The sequence below is a fragment of the Streptomyces sp. NPDC014623 genome (genome assembly GCF_043088245.1).
Taxonomy (GTDB): Bacteria; Actinomycetota; Actinomycetes; order Streptomycetales; family Streptomycetaceae; genus Streptomyces.
The window spans coordinates 190,259-205,421 of sequence record NZ_JBIBZU010000010.1 but is presented as its reverse complement, the minus strand read 5'-3'; the positions used below and the strand labels follow the sequence as shown (position 1 = coordinate 205,421).

Sequence of the window (15,163 nt, the reverse complement as noted above, 5' to 3'; positions counted from 1 at the left end):
AACGGCCGTCCCCGCCGAACCGCCCGAGACCCGAACCCGGAGGCCCCCATGCCCGCACCACGCCCCGAGCTCTCCCTCGTCCCCCGCCCCCGCAAGGTCTCACCGCGTCCGGGCCGCTTCGTCCTCGGCCAGGACACCGCGGTGCGTGCTCTGCCGGGCGCGGAACCGGCGGCGGGACTGCTGCGTACGCTCCTCGGCCCGACGACCGGCCTGCCCCTCCCGCCCTCCGCCGGGGGCCGGGTCGTCCTGGCGCTCGACCCGCAGCTCGGCGGGCTCGGGGACGAGGGGTACGGCCTGACCGTGGGACCGGAGGCCCTGCTGCTGCGGGCCGCACGGCCCGACGGTCTGCTCCGGGGCGTCCAGACCCTCCGCCAGCTGCTGCCGCCCGAAGCACTCTCGGGCGGTGCGCGGGGCAGGTCCTGGGAACTGCCGTGCGTCGAGATCAGCGACGTACCGCGATATCCCTGGCGCGGCGCGATGCTCGACGTCGCCCGGCACTTCCAGCCCGTCTCCTACCTGCGCCGTTACGTGGACCTGATGGCGCTGCACAAGCTCAACGTCCTCCACCTGCACCTCACCGACGACCAGGGCTGGCGCATGCCGGTCGACGCCTTCCCCCGCCTGACGTCGGTGGGCGGGCACCGTGCCCAGTCGCTGTCCGACGGGGTGCCGCACGCGGGCGCGTACACCAAGGCCGAGCTGCGTGACCTCGTCCGTCACGCGCGGGAGCGGGGGGTGACCGTCGTGCCGGAGATCGAGATGCCCGGTCATGTGCGCGCGGCACTCGCGGCCTATCCCGCACTCGGGAACCGTCCGGAGCGGCACCTGGACGTCTGGACCAGGTGGGGCGTCTGCGACACCGTGCTCGGCGTCCACGAAGAGGTCTTCGACTTCTGCCGGACCGTGCTGGAGGAGGTGATGGACGTCTTCCCCTCCCCGTACGTCCACATCGGCGGTGAGGAGTGCCCGACGGGCGAATGGGAGAACAGTCCGGCTGCCCGGGACCGCGCCTCGGCCGCGGGCCTCTCCGGGCCGGGCGATCTGCACGGCTGGTTCATGGGCCGGATCGGCTCGTTCCTCGTGGACCACGGCCGCAGGCCCACCGGCTGGGCCGAGACCGGTGGTGAGCTTCCCCCCGAGTTCACGGTGATGACCTGGCGTGATCCCGCGCACGCCCTCACCGCCGCGCGGCGCGGACACCAGGTGGTGACCGCGCACCACCGGGCCACGTACCTGGACTACGCCCAGTCCACGGATCCCGGCGAGCCACCCGCCCAGCAGGGCGATCCCGTCCCCCTGCACGCGGTCCACACCAGCGAGCCGGCACCCCCGCACTGGGCTCCGGAGGAGGCCTCACGTGTCCTCGGCACACAGGCGCAGCTGTGGACCGAGTACGTGACGACGCCGGAACGGATCGAATACCTCACCTACCCCCGGCTGTGTGCCCTGGCGGACCGGGCCTGGTCCGGCGGGCGCAGCGACTGGGCCGGATTCGTCGAGCGGCTGCGTGAGCACACCGCCCGGCTGGACGCCCTCGGTGTCCCTTACCGGCCTCTCACCACGCGGTCCCTGGCGACCGCGTCCGCAGGTACAGCGCGATCCCCTCGGTAACTCATCCCCCACCGTTCCGGAGAGGAACATCGTCATGAGGACACTCCGCAGGAGCCGTATCCGCGCGGCGGCCACCGCCGCCGTCACCCTGGCACTGGGCTGTACGGCCCTGGCCGCCCTGCCCTCGACCGCCGGCGCCGCGGCGGCGGGCGGGCTCGTCGTCCAGTACCGCACGAGCGCGTCGGGGGCGACCGCCGACCAGAGCGAGCCGTGGCTGAAGGTACGCAACACGGGGAGTGCGAGTGTGCCTCTCTCCGGCGTCAAGGTGCGGTACTACTTCAAGGGTGACTCGGCGTCGGCGGCCTATCGCTTCGCCTGCTCATGGGCGGTGAAGGGCTGCGCGAACATCACCGGGACCTTCAAGACCCTGCCGGACCCGACCGCCACGGCCGACCGCTATCTGGAGATCGGCTTCACCTCCGGCGCGGGTTCCCTGGCCCCCGGCGCGGACACCGGGGACATGCAGCTGCGTTTCCACCGCGCGGACTGGCAGCGGCTCGGGCAGAGCGACGACTACTCCTTCGGAGCCGAGCGGAGCACCTACGGCGACTGGCCCAGGATCACGGCCCAGCTGGGCGGTGTCGCGGCCTGGGGTGAGGCACCCGGAGGCGACGGCCCGACCGATCCCCCCACCGACCCGCCCTCGGACGGCCCCAGGCTGTTCGACGACTTCAACTACAGCGGGCACACGGACCCGAGGATCGCGGCGAACGGCTGGAGCGTCCGCTCGAACTCGGGCGGCCCCGGTGTGCCGGGCGCCGTCTGGGCTCCGGAGAACGTCACCTTCAGCAGCCAGAGCGGCAATTCGGTGATGAACCTGGAGACGTCGACGGCGGGCACGGGCGCCTCGACGGAGCAGACCGAGATCCTCACCCGGTCCATGAAGTTCCGCAACGGCACCTACGCGGCCCGGGTGAAGTTCAGCGACGCGCCGAGGTCGGGGCCCGACGGCGACCACCTCGTCCAGACCTTCTTCACCATCAACGACCTGAAGGCGCCGATGGCGGACGACTACGCCGAGTACGACTTCGAGTACCTGCCCAACGGCGGCTGGGGCGAGCCGGCCAACATCCTCTACACCACCTCGTGGGAGACCTACCGGCCGGACCCGTGGGAGGCGGTCAACCAGCACAGTGAGGTGCGGCAGAGCTACGCGGGATGGCACGACCTGGTGGTGACCGTCGACGACAGCGCCATCACCTACTACGTCGACGGTCAGCACTTCGGCACACACGGGGCGGCGTACCTCCCGGAGCGGCCGATGTCGATCAACTTCAACCAGTGGCTGATCGATCTGGCCGGCCAGAGCAGCACCGCCCCCCGCTCGTACGACCAGCAGGTGGACTACGTCCTGCACGTGAAGGACCAGGTCCTCTCCCCTGCCCAGGTGTCGGCGCTGGTGAGCGGGTACCGGGCGGCGGGGACGACGTTCCAGGACACGGTTCCGGCCGTCTGACCAGGCAGATGTGAGCGGGAGCGGGGTGGAGGGCGGGAAGCCTCCACCCCGCTTCCGTATGCCCGAAATCCCGGTTCCCTCTTGACAGCCTCACCGCACGCCGGGCAACCTTCCATTAAGCAGAAAAGAACTTCCGCGATACGGAAGGAGCGCATGATGGGTTATCCGGACCAGCGCTTCGATGTGAACCTCTCGATCCTCTTCACCGAACTCCCGCTCCTGGAGCGTCCCGCGGCGGCCGCCGCCGCGGGCTTCACCGCGGTCGAGCTCTGGTGGCCCTGGATCGAGACCCCCACCCCCGCGCAGGCCGAGCTCGACGCCCTGAAGAAGGCGCTCGACGACGCGGGCACGCAGCTGGTGGGGCTGAACTTCTACGCGGGCCGGCTCCCCGGCCCCGACCGCGGGGCGCTCTCACTGCCCGGCGAGGAGTCGGACCGCTTCCGCGCCAACATCGACGTGGCGGCCCGCTTCGCGGCCTCGGTCGGCTGCAAGGCGCTCAACGCGCTCTACGGCAACCGCGTCGAGGGCGTGGAGCCGGCCGTCCAGGACGAACTCACCCTGGAGAACCTGGTCCTGGCAGCCCGTGCGGCTCACCGGATCGGGGCGACCCTCCTGATCGAGACCCTCAACGACACGGAGTCGCCGCTCTACCCCCTGGTCAGCGCACCGGCGGGCATCGAGGTCGTCGACCGTGTCAACGAGGCGACGGGCCTGGGCAACGCCGCGTTCCTGCTGGACCTCTACCACCTCTCGATGAACGGCGAGGACCTCAGCCAGGTGATCAAGGCGTACGCCGCGAAGACCGGCCACGTCCAGATCGCCGACAACCCGGGGCGCGGCGCACCCGGCACCGGCTCGCTCCCCCTGGAGCGCCTCCTCGACGAGCTGACCGAGGCCGGTTACGACGGCTGGGTCGGCCTGGAGTACAAGCCGGGCGACCGGCCGAGCGCGGAATCCTTCGACTGGCTTCCCGCCGGTCACCGGCCCGCCCGCTGAGGCCCGCCGCCTCCTCTCGCACACACGCTTACCGGAAGGCACCCTCATGAGCAGCAACCTCCCCAAGGTCGCCTGGATCGGGCTCGGCATCATGGGCTCCCCCATGTCCGAGAACCTGGTCGAGGCCGGTTACCAGGTGACCGGTTACACCCTGGAGCAGGACAAGATCGACCGGCTCGTCGCAGCGGGCGGCAAGGGTGCCGCCTCGATCGCCGACGCGGTGCGCGACGCCGACGTCATCATCACCATGGTCCCGGCGTCCCCGCAGGTCGAGGCCATCGCGTACGGCCCCGACGGCATCCTGGAGAACGCCAGGCAGGGCGCCCTGCTGATCGACATGTCCTCCATCACGCCGCAGACCTCCGTGGACCTGGCGAAGAACGCGAAGGACAAGGGCATCCGCGTGCTGGACGCCCCCGTCTCCGGCGGTGAGGCCGGCGCGATCGAGGCCGTCCTGTCCATCATGGTCGGTGGCGAGCAGACCGACTTCGACGCCGCGAAGCCGCTGCTCGACGCGCTCGGCAGGACGATCGTGCTCTGCGGCCCCCACGGCTCCGGCCAGACGGTGAAGGCGGCCAACCAGCTGATCGTCGCGGTCAACATCCAGGCCTGCGCCGAGGCCGTCGTCTTCCTGGAGAAGTCCGGGGTCGACCTGTCCGCCGCGCTCGACGTACTGAACGGCGGGCTCGCCGGTTCGACGGTCCTGACCCGCAAGAAGGACAACTTCCTCAAGCGGGACTTTACTCCGGGCTTCCGGATCGACCTGCACCACAAGGACATGGGCATCGTCACGGACGCCGCCCGCAACGTCGGCGCGGCACTGCCCGTCGGCGGGGTCGTGGCCCAGCTGGTGGCCTCCTTGCGCGCGCAGGGGGACGGCGGCCTGGACCACTCCGCGCTGCTGCGCTCGGTCGAGCGGCTCTCCGGCTCCCAGGCCTGACCTCCCCGGCCCTTCCCGGGCCCCCTGAACTCCGGGTCGCGGCAGCGCTGACACCTGTCCTGTCGCGCCCAGGCGCTGCCGCGACCCGGAATCTCTTCCTCCAATTTCAACAAACTGTTGACGTGCCGTTCTCGGCGAACCTACGCTCCTGAAGCCGCCAGCAGCCCCGTACGGAAGGCCTCCATGTCCCAGCGTGTGCTCACGACCGAGTCAGGCGCCCCGGTCGCCGACAACCAGAACTCCGCCACGGCCGGCGCCGACGGGCCGATCCTCATCCAGGACCAGCACCTGCTCGAGAAGCTCGCCCGCTTCAACCGTGAGCGCATCCCGGAGCGCGTCGTCCACGCCCGTGGCTCCGGCGCGTACGGCTACTTCGAGGTGACCGACGACGTCACCGGCTACACCCGCGCCGACTTCCTCTCCGAAGTGGGCCGCCGGACCGAGACGTTCATCCGCTTCTCGACGGTCGCCGACTCGCTGGGCGGCGCGGACGCCGTCCGCGACCCCCGTGGCTTCGCTCTCAAGTTCTACACGAACGAGGGCAACTACGACCTCGTCGGCAACAACACCCCGGTGTTCTTCATCAAGGACCCGATCAAGTTCCCCGACTTCATCCACTCCCAGAAGCGGGACCCGTTCACGGGCCGTCAGGAGCCGGACAACGTCTGGGACTTCTGGGCGAACTCCCCCGAGGCGACCCACCAGATCACCTGGCTGATGGGTGACCGCGGGATTCCCGCCTCCTACCGCCACATGAACGGCTTCGGCTCGCACACGTACCAGTGGACGAACGCGCAGGGTGACGCCTTCTTCGTCAAGTACCACTTCAAGACGAACCAGGGTGTGCGCTCGCTCTCCGCCGAACAGGCCGCCGCGCAGGTCGGCAAGGACGCCAACTCGCACCAGACGGACCTGCTCCAGGCCATCGAGCGCGGAGTCAACCCGTCCTGGACGCTGTACGTGCAGCTCATGCCCGCCGCGGAGGCGGCGGACTACCGCTTCAACCCGTTCGACGTCACCAAGGTGTGGCCGCACGCCGACTACCCGCTGCAGCGGGTCGGCCGCCTGGTGCTGGACCGCAACCCGGACAACGTCTTCGCCGAGGTGGAGCAGGCGGCGTTCTCACCCAACAACTTCGTGCCCGGCATCGGCCCCTCCCCGGACAGGATGCTCCAGGGCCGCCTGTTCGCGTACGCCGACGCCCAGCGCTACCGGCTGGGCATCAACCACACCCAGCTCCCGGTCAACGCGCCGAAGGCGGCGACCGTCGACAACTACGGCCGCGACGGGCTGCACGCGACCCGGTACGGCTCGCGTCAGGACAAGAACTACGAGCCCAACTCGTACGCCGGCCCCGCCCAGACCGGCGCGGCCCTCGCCTCCCCGCTCGCCGTGCACGGCTGGACGGGCACGCACGAGACGCCCGCCCACACGAAGGACGACGACTTCTTCCAGGCGGGCGAGCTCTACCGGCTGATGTCGGCGGACGAGAAGGACCGGCTGATCGCCAACATCGCCGGCGGACTCTCCCAGGTCACCCGCGACGACGTGATCGAGAAGAACCTCGCCCACTTCCACGCCGCCGACGCCGACTACGGCAAGCGCGTGGAGGAGGCCGTCCGCGCCCTGCGCGAGGACTGAGCCTCCCTCCCGGGGCCCTGCCCGTGCCACGCACCCGGATGAGGGGTGCAGCGCGGCACCGGCAGGACGGGGCCGCGGCGGCGGACGACGCCAGTGCGGTGGCGAAGGGCCGGCCGGCCCGGTTCCAGACCTGAAGGAACCGGGTGGGTCCGTGCCCGCAGCCCGCCGTCGCGGTCGCTGTGAACGGATCGCAGGGGTGCGGTGCACGCGTGGGGCGTGCACCGCACCCCTGCGTCATGACGGCACGTCACGGTCCGGACGGCCAGGTCTCGTCCCCCGCCCGCTCGTCGAGATATCCGATGAGCCTCGTCTCGCTCCGTCCGAGACGCTCCCGCTCGTCCGGGGGAAGCTGCGCCAGGGCGTCGACGAGCACCTGGTCCCGGGGGACGTACACCATCGAGCCGGAGTAGACCCCGCAGCCATTGCACCAGGCCAGCCCGATGCAACGCTCGAACATGGGACTCTCCGGGGGATGGAAGCGGTACCGGTACGAGCGGACGGCCGTCCCGCAGGCCGCACAGACGCGCCGGCCTCCGTCCGGGACGGTTTCCCAGGTCGTGGACTTCATCCAGCGCCGTCCGTGGCCAGGCGCTCCTCGTCTCCTCTTCACCGCGTCATCGTCCCGTGGCCACCCGGTGCCCGGCGGACCGTCCTCAGGCAGGTCGAACAGGCGTTGCGAGCGCCGGTCGTTGAACCGGCGCAGAGCCGTGACCCGGGGCCAGTGGTCCTCGGGGTCGAGGCGGGGGCAGGCCATGCGGTGCGGGATGCGGCACAGGGCGCCCGGGAGCGGCTCCGCGTCCCACAGGTTGAGGGCGGTTCCGGTCGAGGTGATGATCCACCGTCTTCTTGGCGGGACGGTGTGAGCCGGTACCAGGATCCGGGGTTCGAGGAGGATCCAGTGTCCTGCGCGGTCGGTGGCGTACCTGTCCTGGGGAAGGTCGCAGAACGGGCAGTCAGCCGGTGCGGGCGGCTCCGGGGCGCCTTCCAGGGATGCGTGAAAGGTGCCGGTGACGTGGTCGGAGTCGTCCGCGGGCCGGTCGGGACGGGGCGAGGCGTCGTCGATGTCCCCCATGGGCCGATGATCCGGGCTCGCCCCGGGCGGGGGTAGGGCGCGATCCGGCCGTGCCGGGCGGTGCGCGTCCCCTTCACCGTGGGGCGGGAGGCCACACGAGGTGCGGCGTGACACCCGCACCCCTCAGGCCGTGGCCGGGCGGGGATGAGTATGCGTACGGATATCCCACGCCAACTCACCGATGACAATGGCCACATGCCCATGAGCCGAGTACCCGCCTCCCCCGCCGTGCCTCGCCTGCGCAGCCCGCTGCTCAGCCTCTGCCTCGTCCTCGCCCTGTCCGCCTGCTCCTCGGAGGACCGTGCCACCGGCCCCGAGGAGTTGCGCGAACTGGCCGGCAGCGCACAGGCCGAGGAGTCCCGGGTGACGGCGGAGAAATATCTGCGGGCCGTCGTGCACGCGTACGACCGAAGGACACCCCTGACACTCGGGCTGGTCACGGTGGAGGACGTCTGTGCGGGGGGCGCCGCGAAGGAATGGCTCTTCTCGAGCGGTGACGAGGGGCACCGGGTCAGCTGCACCATGCGGGCCACCGCCTACTACGGCGCCGACCCCGAGAAGGTCGGCGACGTCCTGGACGGTGTCTTCACCGCCGGTGACCGTGACCTCTCCGCCGGCGTCGTCACCGACGCCGTCCCGTTCGGTCACGACCACTACCGCCGCGCTCTCGTGGACTACTACCGGGGCCGCGGCCCCAACCCGACCGGTCCGGACACTCCGGAACCCACCCAGATCTCGGACCCCTCGCAGACCTTGTCCTGGGACACCGTGCGCAGCAGCCCGAAGACGCTGGTCGTGGACCCCGGCCCGCGGACGGAAGGCGATCCGCCCGTCACACGGCGCCTGCACGAACCGGCGTCCACGACGGTGGCGGACATCCGCGAACGGTACGGGATGGTCTTCGAACTGAAACTGTCGCAGACCGAGTACTACCGGGTCTCCAGGAAGGGCGCGATCGTACGCACCGAGTAGTGGGCGGGGCGGCGTGCGAGAGGACCCCGGCGGGCCCGCCGGGGTCCTCTCACACGCCGCGCGGACGGGTCAGGACACCGTCAGCGCACGGATCGCCGTCGGTGCGTGGCCCGGCTCGGACGCCACGTCCTCGAACTCGTTGACCGACGCGATGTCGGTCCCGCTCATCGAGATGTTCGTGATCCGCTCCAGGATCGCCTCGACGACGACGGGGACCCGGTGTTCGGCGGCCAGCTTCTTCGCCTCCTCGAAGGCCGGCAGCAGCTGGTCCGGCTCGGTGACCCGGATGGCCTTGCAGCCCAGGCCCTCCACGACCTTCACGTGGTCCACACCGTAGACGCCCAGCTCCGGGGAGTTGAGGTTCTCGAACTCCAGGTTGACCTGGAAGTCGATGTCGAAGTTCCGCTGCGCCTGCCGGATGAGTCCCAGGTAGGAGTTGTTCACCAGCACGTGCACGTACGGGATGCGGTGCTGCGCGCCGACGGCGAGTTCCTCCAGCATGAACTGGAAGTCGTAGTCCCCGGAGAGGGCGACCACGGAGCCGTCCGGGTCGGCCGTGGCGACGCCCAGCGCGGCGGGGATCGTCCAGCCCAGCGGCCCGGCCTGGCCGCAGTTGATCCAGTGGCGCGGACGGTAGACGTGCAGCATCTGCGCGCCCGCGATCTGGGAGAGGCCGATCGTGCTGACGTAGCGGGTCTCGGGGCCGAACGCCCGGTTCATCTCCTCGTACACCCGCTGCGGCTTCAGCGGCACGTTGTCGAAGTGCGTGCGGCGCTGCAGCGTGGCCCGGCGTTCCTGCGTGGAGGCGGCCCAGACCGAGCGGTCCTTCAGCGTGCCGGCCGCCTCGAGCTCCCGCGCCACCTCGACGAAGAGCTCGAGCGCCGCCTTCGCGTCGGAGGCGATGCCGAGGTCCGGGGCGAAGATCTTGCCCAGCTGGGTCGGCTCGATGTCGACGTGGACGAAGGTGCGGCCCTTCGTGTAGACGTCCAGCTTGCCGGTGTGGCGGTTGGCCCAGCGGTTGCCGATGCCGAGGACGAAGTCGGACTCCAGGAAGTTGGCGTTGCCGTAGCGGTGCGAGGTCTGCAGGCCGACCATGCCCGCGTTCAGCTCGTGGTCGTCGGGGAGGATGCCCCAGCCCATCAGGGTGGGGACGACCGGGACCCCGGTCAGCTCGGCGAACTCCACCAGCAGGGCGGAGGCGTCCGCGTTGATGATGCCGCCGCCCGCGACCAGCAGCGGCCGCTCGGAGGCGTTGAGCATCTCCACGGCCCGCTCGATCTGCTTGCGGCTCGCGGCGGGCTTGTGGACGGGCAGCGGCTCGTACAGCTCGGGGTCGAACTCGATCTCGGTGAGCTGGACATCGATCGGCAGATCGATGAGGACCGGCCCCGGCCGGCCCGTGCGCATCAGGTGGAAGGCCTGCTGGAAGACGCCCGGGACCTGCGCGGCCTCCAGGACGGTGGTCGCGGCCTTGGTCACCGGCGTGGCGATCGACGCGATGTCGACGGCCTGGAAGTCCTCCTTGTGGAGGACGGCGGTCGGCGCCTGGCCGGTGATGCAGAGGATCGGGACCGAGTCGGCGACGGCGGAGTAGAGGCCGGTGATCATGTCGGTGCCGGCGGGCCCCGACGTACCGATGCAGACGCCGATGTTCCCGGCCGCGGCACGGGTGTAGCCCTCCGCCATGTGGGAGGCGCCCTCGACATGGCGGGCCAGGGTGTGCCGCACCCCGCCGGAGGCCTTGAGGGCCGCGTAGAACGGGTTGATCGCCGCACCCGGCACACCGAACGCGTGGCTGACGCCTTCGCGCTTGAAGATCTCAACTGCCGCTCGGGCAGCGGTCATACGAGGCATGAGTGCTCCTGCTCGGACTTGGTGGAGTCGGGCTCTGTCGCGCCACCTGAGAGCACCAATTCCGTATTGCGGAAATTTAGTTCTGCTATACGGAATCAATTTAGGGCGGCCCGGAACAGCCGTCAAGGGAGGGCGAAGGAAGCGACGGGAACAACCGGGCCGAAGTGTGCGATCCCCTCCCCGGATCGTCGCTCCTGGCGGACGACGGGGGTACGGAACGCAGCCGCCGTCCCGGGGCGGAGGGAAGGGGCAGCACGCGGAGTCCGCACCGGTGCGGACTCCGGCCTGCCGCAGGGATCAGGCGTACATCACTCCCGCGCATCCCTGTCCGTGCGGCTCCCCGACCGCCCCGCCGCTGATGCGCGGCACCCCGGCCGCACCCATCACGCACCGCGCGCGGAACGACGGCCGGGTGAGCGTGCGGTGCCATCCCTGCGGCCGCACCCCGGACTCCGCCGCCCCTGCGGGGCGGTGCCGCGCGTCCCCGTGCGCCCGGTGGCCACGCGCGATTACGCCACGCCGTCCACCGCGGCGGGACCACCCGGTCCGCCGCACCCACCACCGCCGCACACGGCCGCACATCCGCAACCGCCCTTCCGGCCCCCGGTGATACGCACGGCCCGCGACGCGGTGAACACGGCGGCGCTGCACCTGAAGTGGCTGGGCTTCCGTGACGTCGTCCGCTCCGGGGCGCGCCCCACCTCCCGGATCGGCCTCAGGACCGCCGGACTCGCCCCCCAGGCCGACGCGACCACACAGCCGACCGCCCTGCGGGATGCCGAGTGCCGTCACACGGGCGAGCCCCGCTCACGCGCGGACGCCCTCACGGTCCCGCCGTTCACCCTGGACCTCACCGGGACACCGCGGCCGGCGAACGGCCCCGCGGACGAGCTGGTCGATGCGGGACCCCGATCTCGCGCCCCGTCGAATGATTTCGGTCACCTGTGCCCCGCCAGGCGCATATGTTCGAGCTGTTGTCAGTATGAGGACGTAGAGTGAAGGCATGGTCTTAACTCTTCGGCATTCCACCCACTACGCCCCCGTTTTCCTGACCCAGCCCGCCCACCCGTCCGCCGTCGAGGCCAACGAGGCGATCCGCGCACTCGTCGACTCACGGGCCGGCCAGGACTGGACGCCGGTGGAGGCCGCGGAGTACGAAGTACTCCTCATCGAGTGGGCGACGGCGACCCAGGGCATAGGCTCCGGCGTCATCGAAGCCGCCTGACACCGCGGCCCCCGTCCGGGCTACGCGCCGTACCCCTCCCGCAGTTCGACCTTCCGGACCTTGCCGCTGACGGTCATCGGGAAGGCCTGCAGAATCCGCAGGCCGCGCGGGACCTTGTAGTGCGCCAACTGCTCGCGGCAGTACGCCGTCAGTTCGTCGAGTGTCGGCGGATCGGCCGGGTCGCGGGGAATGACGCAGGCCAGGATCTCCTCGCCGTACCTGTCGTCCGGCACCCCGACCACCTGGACGTCCGCGATCTTCGGATGACCGTGGAGGAACTCCTCGATCTCGCGCGGATACACGTTCTCCCCGCCGCGGATGATCATGTCCTTGATCCGGCCGACGATCCGGACGTACCCGTCCTCCCGCATCACCGCGAGGTCCCCCGTGTGCATCCAGCGTCCCGCGTCGATGACTTCGGCGGTCCGCTCCGGCTGGTCCCAGTAACCGAGCATCACGCTGTAACCACGGGTGCACAGTTCACCGGCCTCACCGCGCGGCAGGGTCACACCCGTCGCCGGGTCGATGACCTTCACCTCGATGTGCGGCATCACCCGGCCGACCGTGCCGGTGCGGCGCTCCAGGTCGTCCTCCCTTCGGGTCTGGGTGGAGACGGGCGAGGTCTCCGTCATGCCGTAGCAGATGGAGACCTCCTCCATGTGCATCTCCGCCACGACCCTCTTCATCACCTCGACCGGGCAGGGTGATCCGGCCATGATCCCCGTGCGCAGCGAGGAGAGGTCGTACGAGGCGAAGCCCGGAAGGTCGAGTTCCGCGATGAACATCGTGGGCACGCCGTAGAGCGAGGTGCAGCGTTCCTGCTGGACCGCTGCCAGCACGGCGGCGGGCTCGAAGGAGGGCGCCGGGATGACGATGCAGGCACCGTGCGAGGTGATCCCGAGGTTGCCCATGACCATGCCGAAGCAGTGGTAGAACGGCACGGGCAGACAGACCCGGTCCTGCTCGGTGTAGGCGACCATCTCCCCCACGAAGTAACCGTTGTTGAGGATGTTGTGGTGGGAGAGCGTGGCGCCCTTGGGGAACCCGGTGGTGCCGGAGGTGTACTGGATGTTGATCGGGTCGTCACAGGACAGCTCGGCCTCGCGCGCCGCGAGTTGTTCAGCCGTCACGGCCTCCGAAGCAGCGGTCAGCTCGTCCCAGGACGAGTCACCGATGTAGTGGACGGACCGCAGCACGGGGCAGTTGGCGCGGACCTGGTCCACGAGTGCGCGGTAGTCGCCGGTGCGGTGGGCGAGCGAGGCGACCAGGACGGATATCCCGGCCTGCCGCAGCACGTACTCCAGCTCGTGCGCACGGTAGGCGGGATTGATGTTGACCATCACGGCGCCGACACGGGCGGTGGCGTACTGGACGAGGACCCATTCCGGGCAGTTGACCGCCCAGATGCCGACCCGGTCGCCCTTGGCGACTCCGGACGCCATCAGCCCGCGGGCGAGCTCCTCGACGGCGGCCCCGAATCCGGTGTAGGTCCAGCGGCGTCCGGACGCCACGTCGACCAGGGCCTCCCGCTCCCCGAAGGCCTCGACCGCCCGGTCCAGGTTGCGTCCGATGGTGTCGCCGAGCAGAGGGGTGCCGCCGGTGCCATGTGCGTACGAGAGACCGCTCATCGCAGGTCCCCCTCGTCGAACTCGGTGCCGGTGCCCTGCGCCGTGCGCTCGCGCAGCTCGATCCTGCGGATCTTGCCCGAGACGGTCTTGGGCAGTTCGGCGAACTCCAGCCGGCGGACGCGTTTGTACGGGGCGAGGACCGCCCGGGAATGCTCGAACAGCACCTTGGCCGTGCCGGGTCCCGGCTCCCAGCCCTCGGCGAGCACCACGTACGCCTTCGGGACGGAGAGCCGCACCGGGTCGGGAGCGGGCACGACCGCGGCCTCGGCGACCGCCTCGTGCTCCAGCAGGGCGCTCTCCAGCTCGAACGGTGAGATCTTGTAGTCGGAGGCCTTGAAGACGTCGTCGGCCCGCCCCACATAGGTGAGGTAGCCGTCCTCGTCCCGTGTGCCGATGTCACCCGTGCGGTAGTAACCGCCCGCCATGGCCTGCGCCGTGCGTTCCGGGTCCCCGTGGTAGCCGGTCATCAGGCCGACGGGGGCGCCGGACAGGTCGAGGCAGATCTCGCCCTCGGCCGCGCCCGGCGCACCGGTGACCGGATCGAGCAGTTCGACCTTGAACCCGGGGCTGGGCCGTCCCATGGAGCCCGCCTTGAGCCGCTGGCCCGGTGTGTTGGCCACCTGCACGGCGGTCTCGGTCTGGCCGAAGCCGTCGCGGATGGTGACGCCCCAGGCACGGCGCACGCTCTCGATGACCTCGGGGTTCAGCGGCTCGCCGGCCGCGACGACCTCGCGCGGCGGCGTCCTGAGCTGTGCCAGGTCGGCCTGGATCAGCATCCGCCAGACCGTCGGCGGGGCGCAGAAGCCGGTGACCGCCGAGCGGTCCATCTCCGCCATCAGCCGGGCGGCGTCGAACCGGGTGTAGTTGAAGATGAAGACGGTGGCCTCGGCGCTCCACGGCGCGAAGAGGTTCGACCAGGCGTGCTTGGCCCAGCCGGGTGAGGAGATGTTGAGATGGACGTCGCCGGGCTTGAGGCCGATCCAGTACATCGTCGACAAGTGGCCGACCGGATACGAGACATGGGTGTGCTCGACGAGCTTGGGGCTCGCCGTGGTGCCCGAGGTGAAGTAGAGCATCAGGGGTTCGTCGGCGTCCGTCTCCCGGTCCGGGGTGAAGGTCTCGGGCGCGTCGTCGGCCCCGCCGTAGGAGAGCCAGCCCGCGGTGTCCGCGCCGACGGCGATACGGGTGTAGCCGCCGGGCACCTCGTCGAACTTCGCGGTGTCCGCCGAGCGTACGAGGGCGTGGCGGACCTTTCCCCGCTCGACCCGGTCCCGCAGGTCCACCGGCCCCAGCATCGGGGTGGCGGGGATGACGACGGCGCGCAGCTTCATCGCGGCCAGCGCCGTCTCCCACAGCTCGACCTGGTTGCCGAGCATGACGAGGATCCGGTCGCCCGCGGCCACACCCTGTGCCCTCAGCCAGTTCGCCGCCCGGTTGGAGCGGGCCGCCATCCGGGCGAAGGACACCTCGGTGCGCCCTCCGTCCTCCTCCACGATGTGCAGGGCGGTGCGGTCGTTGTTCTCGGCGATGACGTCGAACCAGTCGAGCGCCCAGTTGAAGTGGTCGGGCCGGGGCCAGCTGAAGCCCTCGTACGCCGTGGTGTAGTCCTCACGGTGCTCGATCAGGAAGTCCCGGGCCGCCCGGAACGTCTCTGTCGCACTCGTTGCCGGCATGTGCCCTCCTCGTCGTGAACCCGTCCTTTAACATCATGTGAACAGTGACCCAGATCTCACCACCCCCGGACAGGGGTGGGGCCGGCAGGGCGGGA

At 70.5% G+C, this 15,163-nt stretch carries 11 protein-coding genes and 1 pseudogene; 8 read left to right on the top strand and 4 right to left on the bottom strand.

Annotated features, from left to right (window positions below; all coding sequences use genetic code 11):
- Positions 1-48 precede the first annotated feature (48 nt).
- From ACF1FZ_RS18410 to ACF1FZ_RS18390, 5 genes are all read left to right on the top strand, one after another.
- Positions 49-1,611, top strand: coding sequence for a beta-N-acetylhexosaminidase (locus tag ACF1FZ_RS18410; protein WP_391774419.1), 1,563 nt, complete (start codon positions 49-51; stop codon positions 1,609-1,611).
- Positions 1,612-1,645: 34 nt separating this feature from the next.
- The gene (locus ACF1FZ_RS18405; protein WP_391774418.1) at positions 1,646-3,067 is read left to right on the top strand and encodes a cellulose binding domain-containing protein; all 1,422 of its coding nucleotides are present in this window, start codon (positions 1,646-1,648) and stop codon (positions 3,065-3,067) included.
- A gap of 156 nt (positions 3,068-3,223) precedes the next feature.
- Complete coding sequence (locus tag ACF1FZ_RS18400; protein ID WP_391774491.1) at positions 3,224-4,063, top strand: TIM barrel protein; 840 nt, start codon at positions 3,224-3,226, stop codon at positions 4,061-4,063.
- 46 nt (positions 4,064-4,109) lie between these two features.
- Positions 4,110-5,003, top strand: a complete 894-nt coding sequence (locus ACF1FZ_RS18395; protein WP_391774417.1) for a 2-hydroxy-3-oxopropionate reductase — start codon at positions 4,110-4,112, stop codon at positions 5,001-5,003.
- Between the two features lie 183 nt (positions 5,004-5,186).
- Positions 5,187-6,644, top strand: coding sequence for a catalase (locus ACF1FZ_RS18390; RefSeq protein ID WP_391774416.1), 1,458 nt, complete (start codon positions 5,187-5,189; stop codon positions 6,642-6,644).
- Between the two features lie 247 nt (positions 6,645-6,891).
- Here the strand turns inward: ACF1FZ_RS18390 and ACF1FZ_RS18385 are convergent, their stop codons facing one another.
- A complete protein-coding gene (locus ACF1FZ_RS18385; RefSeq protein ID WP_391774415.1) occupies positions 6,892-7,716 on the bottom strand; it encodes a DUF6083 domain-containing protein in 825 nt (274 codons plus the stop codon).
- 195 nt (positions 7,717-7,911) lie between these two features.
- On the opposite strand from ACF1FZ_RS18385, the gene ACF1FZ_RS18380 reads away from it, so the two are divergent.
- Positions 7,912-8,688 (top strand): hypothetical protein, encoded by a 777-nt coding sequence (locus ACF1FZ_RS18380; RefSeq protein WP_391774414.1) that lies wholly within the window; start codon positions 7,912-7,914, stop codon positions 8,686-8,688.
- A gap of 69 nt (positions 8,689-8,757) precedes the next feature.
- Here ACF1FZ_RS18380 and gcl read toward each other — a convergent pair whose 3' ends face one another.
- Positions 8,758-10,542 carry a glyoxylate carboligase gene (gene gcl / locus ACF1FZ_RS18375; RefSeq protein WP_391774413.1) on the bottom strand — a complete coding sequence of 595 codons (1,785 nt, stop codon included), beginning with the start codon at positions 10,540-10,542 and terminating at the stop codon, positions 8,758-8,760.
- A gap of 307 nt (positions 10,543-10,849) precedes the next feature.
- On the opposite strand from gcl, the pseudogene ACF1FZ_RS18370 reads away from it, so the two are divergent.
- Both ACF1FZ_RS18370 and ACF1FZ_RS18365 read left to right on the top strand, forming a co-directional pair.
- Positions 10,850-11,541 (top strand): annotated as a pseudogene (locus ACF1FZ_RS18370) (hypothetical protein).
- A gap of 4 nt (positions 11,542-11,545) precedes the next feature.
- Positions 11,546-11,767: a hypothetical protein gene (locus ACF1FZ_RS18365; protein WP_391774412.1), complete on the top strand. Its 222-nt coding sequence runs from the start codon at positions 11,546-11,548 to the stop codon at positions 11,765-11,767.
- A gap of 20 nt (positions 11,768-11,787) precedes the next feature.
- On the opposite strand, the gene ACF1FZ_RS18360 is transcribed toward ACF1FZ_RS18365, so the two are convergent.
- Together ACF1FZ_RS18360 and ACF1FZ_RS18355 are read right to left on the bottom strand one after the other, a co-directional pair.
- Positions 11,788-13,395 (bottom strand): AMP-binding protein, encoded by a 1,608-nt coding sequence (locus tag ACF1FZ_RS18360; RefSeq protein ID WP_391774411.1) that lies wholly within the window; start codon positions 13,393-13,395, stop codon positions 11,788-11,790.
- A complete protein-coding gene (locus tag ACF1FZ_RS18355; RefSeq protein WP_391774410.1) occupies positions 13,392-15,068 on the bottom strand; it encodes an AMP-binding protein in 1,677 nt (558 codons plus the stop codon). Before ACF1FZ_RS18355 ends, ACF1FZ_RS18360 begins: the two co-directional genes overlap by 4 nt.
- Positions 15,069-15,163: the final 95 nt, after the last annotated feature.